Below are 13,798 nucleotides of genomic sequence, written 5' to 3'. Positions count from 1 at the left end.
TGAGCCGGAGAGGAGAGACGAGATGATCGAGCGCTACTCCCGCGAGGAGATGAAGAGGCTCTGGACCGACGCGGCCCGCTTCGAGCTGTGGTTCGAGGTCGAGCGGCTGGCCACCGAGGCCATGGTGGGGCTGGGTGAGGTGCCCGAGGCGGACTACCGGGCCTGCGTCGAGCGGCGCCCCACCTTCGACGACGCCGCGGTCGCCCGCATCTTCGAGATCGAGGAGACGACCCGCCACGACGTCATCGCCTTCCTCACCTACGTCGAGGAGCAGATCGGCGAGGAGAGCCGCTGGCTCCACCTCGGCATGACCTCCTCCGACGTCCTCGACACCGCGTTCGCGGTGCAGCTCTGCCGGGCGGCGGACCTGCTCCTCGCCGACCTCGATCTGGTCCTCGAGGCCCTGGAGCGGCTGGCCAAGGCCCACCGGATGACGCCGATGATCGGGCGCTCGCATGGCATCCACGCCGAGCCGACCACCTTCGGCCTGGTGGTGGCGGGCTTCTACGAGGAGTTCCGGCGTCACCGGATGCGCCTGAAGGGCGCGCGCGCCCACATCGCCGTGGGCAAGGTCAGCGGCGCGGTGGGCACCTTCGCCCACCTCTCTCCGGCGGTGGAGGATCACGTCTGCCGCGAGCTGGGCCTGGTCGGTGAGCCCGCCGCCACCCAGGTCGTGGCTCGCGATCGACACGCCGAGCTCTTCTCGGCCCTCGCCGGCATCGGCTCGAGCATCGAGCGGGTCGCGGTGGAGATTCGCCACCTGCAGCGCACCGAGGTGGGCGAGGCCCAGGAGCCCTTCCGCAAGGGCCAGAAGGGCTCCTCGGCGATGCCCCACAAGCGCAACCCGATCCTCTCCGAGAACCTCACCGGGCTGGCGCGGCTCCTGCGCTCCTACGCGGGCGCGGCCCTCGAGAACGTCGCCCTCTGGCACCAGCGCGACATCTCGCACTCCTCGGTCGAGCGGGTCATCGCCCCCGACGCGACGATCGTGCTCGACTTCGCCCTCCACCGCCTCCTGCGCCTGATGAGCGACCTCGTCGTCCACCCCGATCGGATGATGAAGAACCTCGAGTCCACCGGCGGGATGGTCTTCTCCCAGACCCTCCTCCTCGCCCTGGCCAAGAAGGGGCTCAAGCGTCAGGAGGCCTACGTCATGGTGCAGCGCAACGCCATGGCCTGGTGGGATCGCGGCGTGCCGCTGCTGGACTCGGTGCAGGCCGACCCCGAGATCCTCGAGTACCTCTCCGAGCGGGAGATCGAGGCCGCCTTCGACCTCGAGCGGCAGCTCGGGCACGTCGACGACATCTTCGCCCGCGTCTTCGGCGAGTAGGAGCTAGAGCAGGCCGGCCTCGGCGAGGTTCTTCTCGATCCGCGCGTGGACGTTGCCGGGCTTCGCGTCGAAGCTCCGGCCGGTGAGGGTCTCGTAGGCCGTCACGTACTTCTGGGCCAGGTCCGCTCGCACCTCGGCGGGGATCTCCGGGATCGGGCCGTCCCCCTTGTAGCCGTGGGTCTGGATCAGCCACTGCCGGATGTTCTCCTTGTCCAGCATCTGCTGGGCCTCGCCGGCCTCGAAGCGCTCGGCGTAGCCCTCCGCGACCCAGTAGCGGCTGGAGTCGGGGGTGTGGATCTCGTCCATCAGCACGACCTTGCCGTCGAGGAGGCCGAACTCGTACTTGGTGTCGACCAGGATCAGCCCGCGCTTCGCCGCCAGCTCCACGCCCCGGGCGAAGAGCTTCAGGGCCACGCTCTCGGCCTCGGCGTAGAGGGCCTCGTCGACCAGCCCGCGGGAGAGGATCTCCTCCCGGGAGATCGGCAGGTCGTGCTCCCCTCGCTCGGCCTTGGTGGTCGGGGTGAGGATGGCCTCGGGGAAGGCCTGGTCGCGGCGCAGATCGGCGGGGAAGTCGAGGCCGTAGGCCGCGGCGCTGCCGTCCTGGTAGTCGCGCCAGAGGGAGCCGGTGATGTAGCCGCGGACGATGATCTCGACCGGGATCGGCTCGCAGCGCCGCACGACCATCACCGAAGGATCGGGGATCGACACGATGTGGTTGGGGACGATGTCGGCGGTCTGCTCGAACCAGTAGGTCGCCGTGCGGGTGAGGAGCTCTCCCTTGAAGGGGACCGTCGTCAGCACCCGGTCGAAGGCCGAGAGGCGATCCGAGGCGACCAGGATCAGCTGATCGTCCCTGCGGTAGATGTCCCGCACCTTGCCGCGCTCGACGGGGCCGAGGCCCGGCAGCTCGGTGTTCTCGAGGGTGTGAGGGATCTGGGCTTCCAGTGCGGCTCGCAGCGACATGGTCGGTCCTCCTCCACGGGATCGAAAAAGCCAGGGGACCCTACCTCCCCGGGGCCAGGAGCGTATAGAGCAGACCCATGAGCGTGGATGCGATCCTCTTCGACCTCGATGGAACCCTGGTGGACAGCCGCCAGGATCTGGCGCTCTCGGTGCAGGTGGCCTTCGAGGAGCTCGAGCTGCCCGTCCCCGACTTCGACGCGGTGATCGCCTCGGTGGGCCACGGCGCCCGTCACCTGGTGAAGGTCCTGATGCCCGAGAACGACTGGGACGAGGCCTCCCTCGATCGGGTGATCGGGGCCTTCCGCGCCCACTATCTGGAGCACCTCCTCGATCACACCCGCCCCTTCGAGGGGCTGAGGGAGGTCGTCGAGGAGCTCTCGGCGGCGGTGCCGCTGGCGGTGCTCACCAACAAGCCCGGCGAGATGGCCCGGCGGATCATCGAAGGGCTCGGCTGGGATGGGGCCTTCCGCTTCGTGATGGGGCCCGACGACGCCGGCTCCCTCAAGCCCGATCCGGTGGGGCTGCTGAACCTGCTCGGGAGGATGGGGGTCGAGCCGGGGAGGGCGATCTATGTGGGGGATATGCCCATCGACGTGGAGGTGGCGAAGGCCGCTGGTTGCCAGTCGGTGGCGGTGACCTGGGGTCTGGCCGAGGAGGGGGCGATCGAGGTGTCGGGGCCGGATCGTCTCCTGCATCAGCCCTCCGAGCTGCTGCAGCTGATCCCGGGCTGACCTCCGTACACGTTCACGTACACCTCCACGTCCACGGTCTTTCCTGGGGATGCACGGATGGGTCCTGGGCCCGAGGGAGAATCCGTGTACGTGGACGTGGACGTGTACGTCGACGATCCGCGTCAGCTGGCCGGCATCTTCGCCCGCTCGATCGCCTTCAGCAGGTGATCCCGCGAGGTCAGCCCCCCGAAGATCTTGCTCACCTTTCCGTCCACCCCCACGACGATGAGGGTCGGGAAGGAGCGGATCCCGTAGACGGCCTGGTTGCGGCCGTCGTCGAGGAGGACGGGCAGATCGATCTGCTGCTGCTTCAGGAACCCGCGCACCAGCCGGGCCTGGCCCTCCCGGCCGCCGGCGGTGTCGGCGTTCACGGCGATCACCTCGACCCCCTCGGCCTGCAGCTCCCGGTGGATGGAGGCCAGGATCGGCATCTCGGCGACGCAGGGGGGACACCAGGTGGCCCAGAAGTCGATCAGCAGGACCTTGCCCCCGCTGTCGCCGGCGGCGAAGCGGAGGGTCTCGCCCTCGAGGTCCGGTCCCTCGAGGGCCAGCATCGGCTCGCCCTCGGCCACCCGCAGGCCCGCGGCGCTGCCGCCCCGCATGTCGAGGACCGAGAGGGCGAGGATGCCCACTGCCATCAGGGCGAGGATGACTCCCATCCACTGGTCCGGTGTGAGCTTCTTCATCGTCTTGGTGTTTCCCGGGGTCGGAGCGTCAGCTTACCCGAAAGGATTCCCCCGGCGCGTCCCCGTGCTCGTAAGGTCGCGGATCGGGGGACAGACTGAGGGGACGTTGATAGCTTGGAACGGGGCGCCCGATCGGCCAGCGGAGCCGGGGTCCGGCGTCCCGGAGGGAAGAAGCCCATGCAGCCGATCCGAGCCCTACTCGTGGCCAGCCTCGCCCTGACCTACCTCCTGCCCGCGCTGGCGGCCAAGCCGGCGGACGGCGTGGTGATCTCCGAGGTCTTCTACAACGACAGCAACGACAACGAGTGGATCGAGCTCCACAACCCCACGGCCTCCGCCGTGGTCATCGACGGCTGGACGATCGACGACGGCGACAACGAGGGGATGCTCAAGATCGTCTCCACCCACCTGGGCCCGAACTTCGGGATCATGCCCGGCGGGTCGGTGGTCCTCGCCCAGCGCGCGAGCACCTTCGCCGCCAACCACTGCTTCCAGCCCGACTTCGCCATGATCGTCGGCGCGAGCACGGCGGCGGGCCTCGAGCCCCAGACGACCCAGGCCTTCCTGCTCTCCAATACCGACGATCAGGTGATCCTGCGCGACGGGACCGGCACCGTCGTCGACGCCGTCGGCTGGGGCTGCCAGAAGTCCAGCAGCAGCTCACCCTGCGGGACCGACAGCAACGCGCTGCAGACGCCGCTGCTCTCCACCTCCGCGGCCTTCAAGAGCGCCATCCGGACCGATCCGGCGCAGGAGGGCGACGAGCCCGCCGGAGAGGTCAGCGAGGTGCTGCCCCTCGACGTCGCCGATGCCCACGACGGCACCTCCTCCGGCGGGCTGTGGACCCACGTCCGCACGGCGACCTTCACCGCCGGCGTGAGCAACTGCGATCCGGACATCTCCCTCTACGCCCACGCCGGCCCGACCACCGGCGGGCTGATCCGCTTCCCCTACATCAGCGCCCTCACCGTCTCCTCGGCGGCGGCCGGCACCGGCGGCGTCGAGCTGATCGTGCAGGGTGAGGCCTTCGAGCCGGGCGCGACCGTCTCCTTCGGCGGCACCGGCATCCTGGTCCGGCAGTCCCAGTGGGTCTCCTCCGAGGCGATCCGGGTCGTGATCGACCTGCGCCCCTCGGCCACCCCGGGCGCCCGGGACGTCACGGTCAGCCAGCCGAGCGGCTACGGCGACACGGTGGCCGCGGCCTTCACCGTGACCGCGCACGCGATCGTGCCGGCCACCGAGGTCGTGATCTCCGAGCTGCTGCCCGCGCCCACCGGCGGCGGCACCGCCGGGGAGTGGCTGGAGCTCTTCAACCCCACCGGCACCTTCGTCTCCCTCGACGGCTGGACCCTCTCCGACGGCACCGCCACCCTCACCCTGCCCGATCCGGTGGCCGGGCAGCCCGATCTGATCTTCGTCCCGGCGGCCTCGGTGGTCCTGGCCCGGGACGCCGATCTCTTCCGCAGCACCCACGGGGTCGATCCCGACTTCGCCATCGCCCCCGGGGCGACCACCGCCTGGCCGGTGGTGGAGAGCGCAGGGAGCTTCGAGCTCCTCGACAGCGGCGGCCGCGTCTACCTGCGGGACGAGGTGGGGCTCCTGGTGGACGCCGTGGCCTGGGGCAGCCAGCCGCCGGCCTCGGACCTGACCCACGCGCTGCCCTACGCGCCCGCCACCGGGGAGAGCGTCTACCGGGTCGAGCGGGCCGATCAGGGCGACGAGCAGGGCGGGGCGCTCAACGAGCGCTTCGTCGAGGCCTTCGAGACATCCGACCGCCTGCCCACCGCGCAGGTGAGCGACCTGGGCGAGGGCCCCGAGACCGGCGGCCTCCAGGCCATCCCCATCCTCACCTCGGTCAGCCCGCCCTCCGCCGAGCAGGGGACCACCGGGGTCACCCTCACCATCGACGGGCGCAACTTCGCCCCCACCGCCACGGTGACCATCACCGACGCGGGCATCACCTACTGGTCCACCACCGTGATCTCGGAGAACCAGATCGAGGTCGTGATCGACATCGACCCCACCGCGCCCGTCTCCCTGCGCGACGTCCGGGTGACCAACCCCGGCGGCTACCAGGGGACCTTGCCCGGCGGCTTCCGGGTGACCCTGCCCTTGCCCCTGCTCACGGTGGTCAGCCCGGCCAGCGTCTTCCAGGGCGACACCTCGGTGGTGCTCGATCTCACCGGCGTGAACACCCACTTCACCGCCGGCGACTCGCAGGTGCTCCTCGGCGACGGCACCGGCTACGCCATCGAGGCGATCAGCGTCACCAGCCTCACCAGCCTGCAGGTGACCGTCACCTTCCTCCTCAACGCGACCCCGGGTCTCTGGGACGTGCGGGTCTCCACCGCGGCCTTCTCCGAGTCGGCGGTGGGGACCGGCCTGCTGGAGGTCCGCCCCTTGCCGCGGGTGGAGGCGGTGAACCCGGCCACCGGCAACCAGGGCCAGACGCTGGGGGTCACGCTCAGCGGCCTCTACACCGACTTCCTGGCGGCCGCGCCCTCGGTCGACTTCGGTCCCGACATCACGGTCTCGAACGTCTCGGCGCTCGGCGCGACCACCCTCACCGCCACCCTCGACATCGGCCCCTTCGCCACCCTCGGGCCGCGGGGCGTCACGGTCACCACCGGCGCCGAGGTGGCGCCCAGCGCCGCGCCCGTCTTCGAGGTGCTGCCCCGGCCGGCGATCGTCACCGTCACCCCGGCCACCGCCTTCCAGGGCGACACCCTCTACGTCACCCTCGAGGGGATCAACACCAGCTGGCTGGCCGGCATCTCCACCGCCAGCTTCGGCGCGGGGGTCACCGTCCGCTCGCTCACCGTGAACGGGCCCGCCTCCGCGGTGGCCCAGATCGCCATCGATCCGGCCGCGAGCCCGGGCAGCCGGGACGTCGCGGTGACGACCGGCACCGAGCTCGCCGGGCTCCCGAGCGCCTTCGAGGTCGTCGGCCGCCCGCGGGTCACCGGCATCACCCCGGCCAGCGTGCAGCAGGGGGCCAGCGGCCTCTCCCTGGCGCTCACGGGCGAGTACACGAGCTGGGACGCGACCACCACGGTCTCCTTCTCCGACCTCGGGCTGTCGGTCTCCAACGTCTCGGTGACGAGCCCGACCTCCCTCACCCTCACCCTCGACGTGGCGGGCAACGCGCCCCTGGGGCTGCGCGACGTCCTCTGCACGACCGGCAGCGAGGTCGCCCTGGCCACCGGCGGGCTCCGGGTGACCGCCCTGGCCTACATCAGCGCGGTCAGCCCGCCCCGGGCGACCCAGGGGCAGAGCCTCACCCTCGAGGTGATGGGCGCCAACACCGCCTTCACCGGCGGCGTGAGCACCCTCGACCTGGGACCCGGGATCGCCGTCTCCAATCTCTCGGTCACCTCGCCCAGCCGCCTCACCGCCGACCTCGTCGTGGATCCGGCGGCCGCCCTCGGCAGCCGGGACGTGGTGGTCGACACCGGCGGCACCGTGGCGGTGGGCACCGCCCTCTTCACGGTGGATCCGCTGCCCTACGTGAGCAGCGTGAGCCCGGGCAGCGGCGTCCAGGGCACGCGCCTCTCGGTGGACCTCGGCGGCGTGAACACCAGCTTCGACGCCGGCTCCTTCGCCAGCTTCGGCACCGGCGTGGCGGTGGTCGGCCAGAGCGCCGCCGGGCCGACCGCGCTCACCGTCGAGCTGGCCATCGCCATCGACGCCCCCCCGGGGGTGCGGGACGTGACCGTCTTCACCGGCACCGAGATCGCCGCGGGCGCCGGCCTCTTCGAGGTGATCCAGGCGCCCGAGATCATCAGCGTCACGCCGGACGCCGCCGCCACCGGTGACGTCCTCGACGTGGCCGTCGTCGGGCTCGCGACCCACTTCGCCCCCGGGATCACCGCGGTCGACTTCGGCCCCGGGATCGGGGTGACCACGGTGACCGTCACCTCCGCGACGGTGCTCACCGCCAGCATCGCCGTGAGCGGAAAGGCCGCGCCCGGCCTGCGTGACGTGACCGTGACCACCGGCGGGGAGCAGGCCATCGCCCTGGACGCCTTCACCGTCCTCCTGCAGCCGCGCCTGCGGCGGATCACCCCCGCCAGCGGCGTGCAGGGCGACCTGGTGATCATCGAGGTCGAGGGCCAGGGGACCAGCTTCGTCGAGGGAGACGTCACCCTGGATCTGGGCGCCGGCGCCAACGTCTCGAACCTGAGCGTCGCCGGCACCCTGCGCTTCGTCGCCGAGGTCAACCTCGATCTCGACGCCCCCCCGGGGCTGCGCGACGTGGTCGTGACCACCGGCGGCCAGACCCTGACCCTCGCCGACGGCTTCACCGTCAACGCCCTCTCCCGGGTCGCGTCGGTGAGCCCGGCGTCCGCCCGCCGCGAGGACGTGGTGGACGTGACCCTCACCGGCGTGAACACGAGCTGGGGCTCGGGCAGCGGCGCCGTCTTCGGTGACGGCATCACCGTCAGCAACGTGGCCTGCCCGGCCGCCACCACCTGCACCGCCACCCTCACCATCGAGCCCCTGGCGCGGCTGGGGCTGCGGGACGTCACCGTGATCACCCAGGGCCAGACCGCGCAGGGCTTCGGCCTCTTCGATGTCCTGCCCAAGGCGCAGATCGACGCGATCTTCCCGGACCACGCCGTCCAGGGCGAGGGCCTGGTGGTCACGGTGGTCATCTCCGGGGCCCTCATCGCGGGCACCAGCGACGCCCTGGACTTCGGGCCGGGGATCACGGTCGGCGGCCTGCAGCTCGCCGCCGACCTGCGCTCGATCACCGCCAACCTCATCGTCGACCTCACCGCCGCGGCCGGGCCGCGCGACGTCATCGTGCGCACCAGCGACGCCGGCGATCTCGTCGCCGCCGACGGCTTCCGGGTCGAGGGGCGGGCGAGCATCCTCACCGCCACCCCCGCCTCGATCCCGCAGGGCGAGACGGTGGAGGTGACCCTCCTGGGCGACCGCACCTCCTTCGACGCCGACCTCTCGATCGTCGACTTCGGAGAGGGCACCGCCATCGCCGAGCTCACCGTGGTGAGCGCCGAGGAGCTGCGGGCCCGGGTGCGGGCCTCGCCCCTCGCCGAGCTGGGCCCGCGGGACGTCACCGTCACCACCGGCACCGAGATCGCCATCGGCCTGGGCCTGGTGAACATCGTCGAGGCGGGCACCCCGATCGACGGCGATCCGAACGCCGGCGAGGGCGGCTGCAGCTGCAGCAGCCCGGCGGGGACCACGCCCGGCGGAGCCCTGGGGCTCCTCTTCCTCCTCGGCCTCGCGCTCTTCGGTCGCCGGCGCCGCTGAAGGTCAGCGGGCCAGCTCGAGCTTCGAGAGATCCAGGCGCAGCGGCCCCGCGCTGGCGTCGAAGAGCGCGAGGCGCAGGGCGTCGAGGGAGGCGGCGTTCGTGAGCACGCCCTCCACCCGCAGCTCGGCGCCGACGTAGCGCAGCCGCAGGGAGGCGGCGTCGGGGAGGGCGGCGAGGGCCTGCTCGTAGCGGGAGAGCTGCGCGCGCAGGCCGGCCTCGTTCCAGGAGAGGCGGACGCCGGAGGCCTCGCGCAGGGCGGTCAGGGGCAGGAGGGCCTCGAGGCAGGGGGCGTCCTTCACCGAGGCCGAGAGGCGAGCGGCGTCGAGCTCGAGGTCCGGGCAGGCGGCCCGGGCCGCGGCCTCGGCCTCGGGGCTCGGCAGCAGCGCCTCGCCCTCCACCCTCACCGACCAGACGGCAAACTGCCGGTCGGTGGCCAGCACGATCCGGGCGTTGCCCTCGAGCCCGGCGGAGGAGACGACGAGGCGGTGATCCTCCGTCTGCTCCAGCGTCACCAGGGTGCCCCCCTCCGGGGCGCCCTCCAGCCGGTAGCGGACCGCCTCGCCCAGCGGGGTCTCCACCTTCGCGCCGCCCCGCTGGAGCACCAGCGCGCGGTCCACCGGTGCGGCGAGGGCGAGGGTCGGTGTCCCGAGGAGGGTGAGGAGGAGGAGGCTGGCGAGGGGCCGGCGCATGGTGACTCTCTACCACGCCGCCGCGAGGGTGGCTTTGGTGATAGGAGATCGGATCGGATGAGCGGGGAGCGCAGAGCGAGGCGGCGGCGCGCGAGGGAGACGGCCCTCCTGCTTCCGCTGCTCCTCTCCCTTGCCTGTGCCTCCACCCCCGAGGCGGCCCCGCCGGAGGGCGCCACCCCGGGGGTCGAGCCCCTCCCGGTCTTCGAGGATCGGGCGGCGCCGGCCGATCCCGCGCTGCGCCTGGCGAAGGGGAAGGTGCTCCTGCGCGGCGCCCGGATCCTCACCGCCGCCGGGGAGATCTTCGAGCGGGGCCACCTCCTGCTCGAGGAGGGGCGCATCGCGGCGGTGGGCGAGGGGCCCGGCGCGCTGCCCGAGGGCGTCGAGGTGATCGACCTCTCGGGGCGGGTGATCACCCCGGGCCTCATCGACGTGCACTCGCACCTCGGCGTCTACCCGAGCCCCGGGGTCGAGGCGAACGCCGACGGGAACGAGATGGTGAGCCCGACGACCCCCGAGGTCTGGGCCGAGCACGGCTTCTGGCCCCAGGATCCCGACCTCGAGCGGGCGCTGCAGGGTGGGGTCACCACCGTGCAGGTCCTGCCGGGCTCGGCGAACCTGGTCGGCGGGCGGAGCTTCGTCTTGCGCCTCGAGCCGGGGCCGACCTCGGCGCGCGCGATGCGCTTCCCGGGCGCGCCCCAGGGCCTGAAGATGGCCTGCGGCGAGAACCCCAAGGTCACCTACGGCAACAAGGGTGGGCCGAAGACCCGGATGGGCAACACCGCGCGGCTGCGGGCGCTCTTCCAGCGGGCCCGGGAGTACCAGCGCAAGCTCGCGCGCTACCGCCTCGAGCTCGAGACCTGGCGGCGCGAGGGGGAGCCCAAGGGCAAGAGCCCGCCGGATCCGCCGCCGCGCAACCTCGGCCTCGAGACCCTGGTCGAGGTCCTCGAGGGCCGGATCCTGGTCCAGAACCACTGCTATCGCGCCGACGAGATGGAGAAGCAGCTGGATCTGGCCGCCGAGTTCGGCTTCGAGGTCCGGGCCTTCCACCACGCCACCGGCGCCTACAAGCTGCGCCACCGCCTCGCCCGGGAGAAGGTCGCGGCGGCGACCTGGACCGACTGGTGGGGCTTCAAGATGGAGGCGCTCGACGGAGTGCCCCAGAACCTCGCCCTGCTCGAGGACGCCGGCGCCCTCGCCGTGCTCCACAGCGACTCGGCCTCGGAGATCCGCTACCTGAACCAGGAGGCGGCCAAGGCCGCGACCGCCGGCCGCCGCATCGGGCTGCGCTTCGACGAGGACCGGGTGCTGCGCTGGATCACCGCCAACCCCGCCTGGGTCCTCGGGCTCGAGGATCGGGTCGGCACCCTCGAGGTGGGCAAGCTCGCGGACCTGGTGGTCTGGAGCGGCGATCCCTTCAGCGTCTACACCCGCGTCGACCAGGTCTGGGTCGGTGGGCGCAAGCTCCACGATCGGGCGGCGCCCTCCACCTCTCCGGCCTCGGACTTCGAGCTGGGTCAGGGGGCGAGATGAGCTGGCTCCTGGTCGCCGCGCCCCTGCTCTGCCTCGCCGACCCCTGCGCCCTGGTGGGCGCCCGGGTGGAGGTGGGCGACGGCACCGTCCACGAGCGCGCCACGGTGCTCCTGCGGGACGGGAAGATCGTCGCCGTGGGTCCGCGCCTGGCGCTCCCCGAGGGCACGCGGCGGATCGACGTCTCGGGAAAGACGATCACCCCGGGCCTGGTGGAGGTGCACTCCCTCTTCGGCCTCTCGGAGGTCTCGGCGGTGCAGAGCACCAGCGACCACGCCCTCGGCGGGGAGGTCGCGGCGCCGGGCTTCCGGGTGGCGCCGGCCTTCAACCCGGAGAGCATGCGCATCCCCCTGGCGCGCAGCGAGGGGATCACCGGGACCGTGATCCGGCCCACCGGCGCCCTGCTCCACGGCGAGGGCGTGTGGGTCGACCTGAGCGGTGAGCTCGCCGACCGCCCCGATCCCACCCGGCCCGCGGCCGCCTTCGGCGCGGTGGGGGAGGGCGCGGCCGCCTCGGTCGGGGGCAGCCGGGGCGGGGTCTGGCTGCGCCTGCGCCAGCACTTCGAGGACGCCCGGGCCTACGGCAAGGATCGCAAGGCCTTCGAGCGCGGCGCCTCGCGTCCCCTCTCCCTCTCCCCCCTGCACCTGCGGGCCCTCCTCCCGGTGCTCGCGGGAGCGCTGCCCCTGGTGCTGGAGGCCGACCGGGCCAGCGACATCCTCGCCGCCCTGGACCTCGCCCGGGAGGAGAAGCTCCGGCTGGTGATCACCGGCGGGGCCGAGGCCTGGCGGGTGGCGGCCGAGCTGAAGGCGGCCGGGGTGCCGGTGATCCTGCGGCCGAGCCAGCAGCGGCCGACCCGCTTCGAGACCCTCAAGGCCGTGGACGACGCGGCGACCCGCCTCCACGCGGCCGGGGTGCGGCTGGTGATCACCGGCGCGGGCTGGACCATGGCGCCCGGCCGCCTGCGCCAGGAGGCCGGCCTCGCCGTCGCTCAGGGCCTGCCCCGGGCCGAGGCCCTGCGGGCCATCACCCTCACGCCCGCCGAGCTGATGGGCAAGGGCGCCGAGCTCGGCTCCCTCTCTCCCGGCAAGCGCGCCACCCTCGTCGTCTGGAGTGGCGACCCCCTCGAGCTCTCCACCGTCGCCGAGACCGTCCTCATCGACGGCCGCGAGCGCTCCCTCCGCACCCGCCAGCTCGACCTCGCCGAACGCTACCTCGCCCGCTAACGCGAACCCTTCGCTTTCGGGCACCTCTTCGGGCTTCGCCCGAAAACGCGCGCGCTTCCCTCGCGGCCACCGCGGGCCGAGGGGGAGCTGCCCGGCCGGGGGACGCTCCCCTCCCGGCGCGGCCTTGCCGGTGAGTCACACCGCCGCCGGGCGAGGTGGGCGGCGGCGCGGACGAGGTGGCGGGCGAGGGCGCGGCGGCGGGGGCCGCGGCGGATCCAGAGGGCGGCGGGGGGCGCCAGGCGCTCGTAGAGGGCGATGAGGGCGCGGCCGGCGGGGTGGGGGCGCAGGCGGGCCTCGCGGAAGGCGCGCAGGGTGCGCACCTCGGGGGCGTCGGGGGAGGTGGCCGCGGCGACGACGAAGCAGCGGGAGCGGGGGGCCACCCAGACCTCGCCGCCCCGGGTCATGTTCTTCACGATGCAGAGGCGATCGTCGTCGTCGTAGAGGACGACGACCAGGTCCTTCTCGCCCAGCTCGAGGGGCGCCGGACCCGACGCCTCCTCGAAGCGCAGGGTGCGGCCGGTGCCGTCGAAGTCGCTGGTCCGCACCTCGTGCGCGGTGGACTGGGTGCTGCGCTCGGCCTTCGCCGACTCGACCACCCCGACGTAGGCGGTCATCGGCAGCTCGCAGGCCCGGCAGGTCAGCCGGTGAGTGGAGACCGAGGCGGCGAGGGGGTAGCGGCCGGGCTCGCCGCAGCTCTCCTGCGGGCAGCGCAGGGGGTAGGTGAGATCCGGCTCCTCGCTGGCGTCGTAGCGGGAGCGCCCGGTGACCCGGTCGAAGACGACCGAGCGGGCGGGCTCGCCGGCCTCGGCCTCGGAGCCGCTGCGGGCCCGCTCGAGCAGCTCCCGGGCCCCGGCCTCGTGCTCGAGGGCCGCGCTCCGGTCACCGGCCAGCCCGGCCTCCAGCGCCCGGGCCTCCAGCTCCAGCGAGCGCTTCAGGGCCTGCAGCACCGGCAGGAGGGAGGGGCTCTCCTCGCGGTGGGCGCAGAGGGCCTCGTAGGAGCGGGCCACCCGGCCCAGGGCCTCCTCCAGGACCGTCTTCAGGGAGGGCTCGATGCTCCCCCGTGCCGGCAGGCGCAGGAGGAGGGGGCGGGTCTCGAGGAAGAGGTCCCCCAGCACCCGGCGCAGACCCTCGGCCGCCTCCAGATCGAAGGGCTCGGGGGCCGCCTCGCTGGCGCGAGCGCGAGCCGTGAGCAGAGCGACCGGAAGCTCGTCCATGGGCGGCATGGTCATCATCCCCCGGGGCCGGGTCAAGCGCCGGGACGCCGGAGACCCGAAAATGGGTTAAATGACCCATTCAGGTGTCGGAGAGGGTACGCACCATCGGGTATCTCCCTACATCTTGTGGCACTACATATTGTGGAACCTGTATCAC

General features: G+C 72.7%; 9 protein-coding genes. 5 read left to right on the top strand and 4 right to left on the bottom strand.

Features of this window, described 5'->3' with window-relative positions; genetic code table 11:
• Positions 1–22: 22 nt before the first annotated feature.
• Complete coding sequence (gene purB / locus P1V51_12410) at positions 23–1,330, top strand: adenylosuccinate lyase (GenBank protein ID MDF1563842.1); 1,308 nt, start codon at positions 23–25, stop codon at positions 1,328–1,330.
• Between the two features lie 3 nt (positions 1,331–1,333).
• Here purB and P1V51_12405 read toward each other — a convergent pair whose 3' ends face one another.
• On the bottom strand, positions 1,334–2,293 hold the full coding sequence (locus P1V51_12405) for a phosphoribosylaminoimidazolesuccinocarboxamide synthase (protein MDF1563841.1): 960 nt from the start codon (positions 2,291–2,293) through the stop codon (positions 1,334–1,336).
• 77 nt (positions 2,294–2,370) lie between these two features.
• On the opposite strand from P1V51_12405, the gene P1V51_12400 reads away from it, so the two are divergent.
• On the top strand, positions 2,371–3,024 hold the full coding sequence (locus tag P1V51_12400) for an HAD-IA family hydrolase (GenBank protein ID MDF1563840.1): 654 nt from the start codon (positions 2,371–2,373) through the stop codon (positions 3,022–3,024).
• A 122-nt stretch (positions 3,025–3,146) separates the two neighbouring features.
• On the opposite strand, the gene P1V51_12395 is transcribed toward P1V51_12400, so the two are convergent.
• Complete coding sequence (locus tag P1V51_12395) at positions 3,147–3,710, bottom strand: TlpA disulfide reductase family protein (GenBank protein ID MDF1563839.1); 564 nt, start codon at positions 3,708–3,710, stop codon at positions 3,147–3,149.
• Positions 3,711–3,887: 177 nt separating this feature from the next.
• On the opposite strand from P1V51_12395, the gene P1V51_12390 reads away from it, so the two are divergent.
• On the top strand, positions 3,888–8,987 hold the full coding sequence (locus tag P1V51_12390) for a lamin tail domain-containing protein (GenBank protein ID MDF1563838.1): 5,100 nt from the start codon (positions 3,888–3,890) through the stop codon (positions 8,985–8,987).
• 3 nt (positions 8,988–8,990) lie between these two features.
• Here the strand turns inward: P1V51_12390 and P1V51_12385 are convergent, their stop codons facing one another.
• Complete coding sequence (locus P1V51_12385; GenBank protein ID MDF1563837.1) at positions 8,991–9,677, bottom strand: hypothetical protein; 687 nt, start codon at positions 9,675–9,677, stop codon at positions 8,991–8,993.
• A 57-nt stretch (positions 9,678–9,734) separates the two neighbouring features.
• Here P1V51_12385 and P1V51_12380 point away from each other — a divergent pair, with 57 nt between their 5' ends.
• Positions 9,735–11,207: an amidohydrolase family protein gene (locus tag P1V51_12380; GenBank protein ID MDF1563836.1), complete on the top strand. Its 1,473-nt coding sequence runs from the start codon at positions 9,735–9,737 to the stop codon at positions 11,205–11,207.
• Positions 11,204–12,427 (top strand): amidohydrolase family protein, encoded by a 1,224-nt coding sequence (locus P1V51_12375; GenBank protein ID MDF1563835.1) that lies wholly within the window; start codon positions 11,204–11,206, stop codon positions 12,425–12,427. The genes P1V51_12380 and P1V51_12375 overlap by 4 nt, the downstream gene beginning before the upstream one ends.
• Here the strand turns inward: P1V51_12375 and P1V51_12370 are convergent.
• Entirely contained in the window at positions 12,424–13,641 is a 1,218-nt protein-coding gene (locus P1V51_12370; protein ID MDF1563834.1) for a hypothetical protein, read from the bottom strand. The two genes, P1V51_12375 and P1V51_12370, sit on opposite strands and share 4 nt — an antisense overlap.
• Positions 13,642–13,798: the final 157 nt, after the last annotated feature.

It is taken from the genome of Deltaproteobacteria bacterium, from assembly GCA_029210625.1.
GTDB lineage: Bacteria > Myxococcota > Myxococcia > SLRQ01 > SLRQ01 > JARGFU01.
Note: the sequence above shows the minus strand (reverse complement) of the source record. Positions and strands in the feature narration are given on the sequence as shown.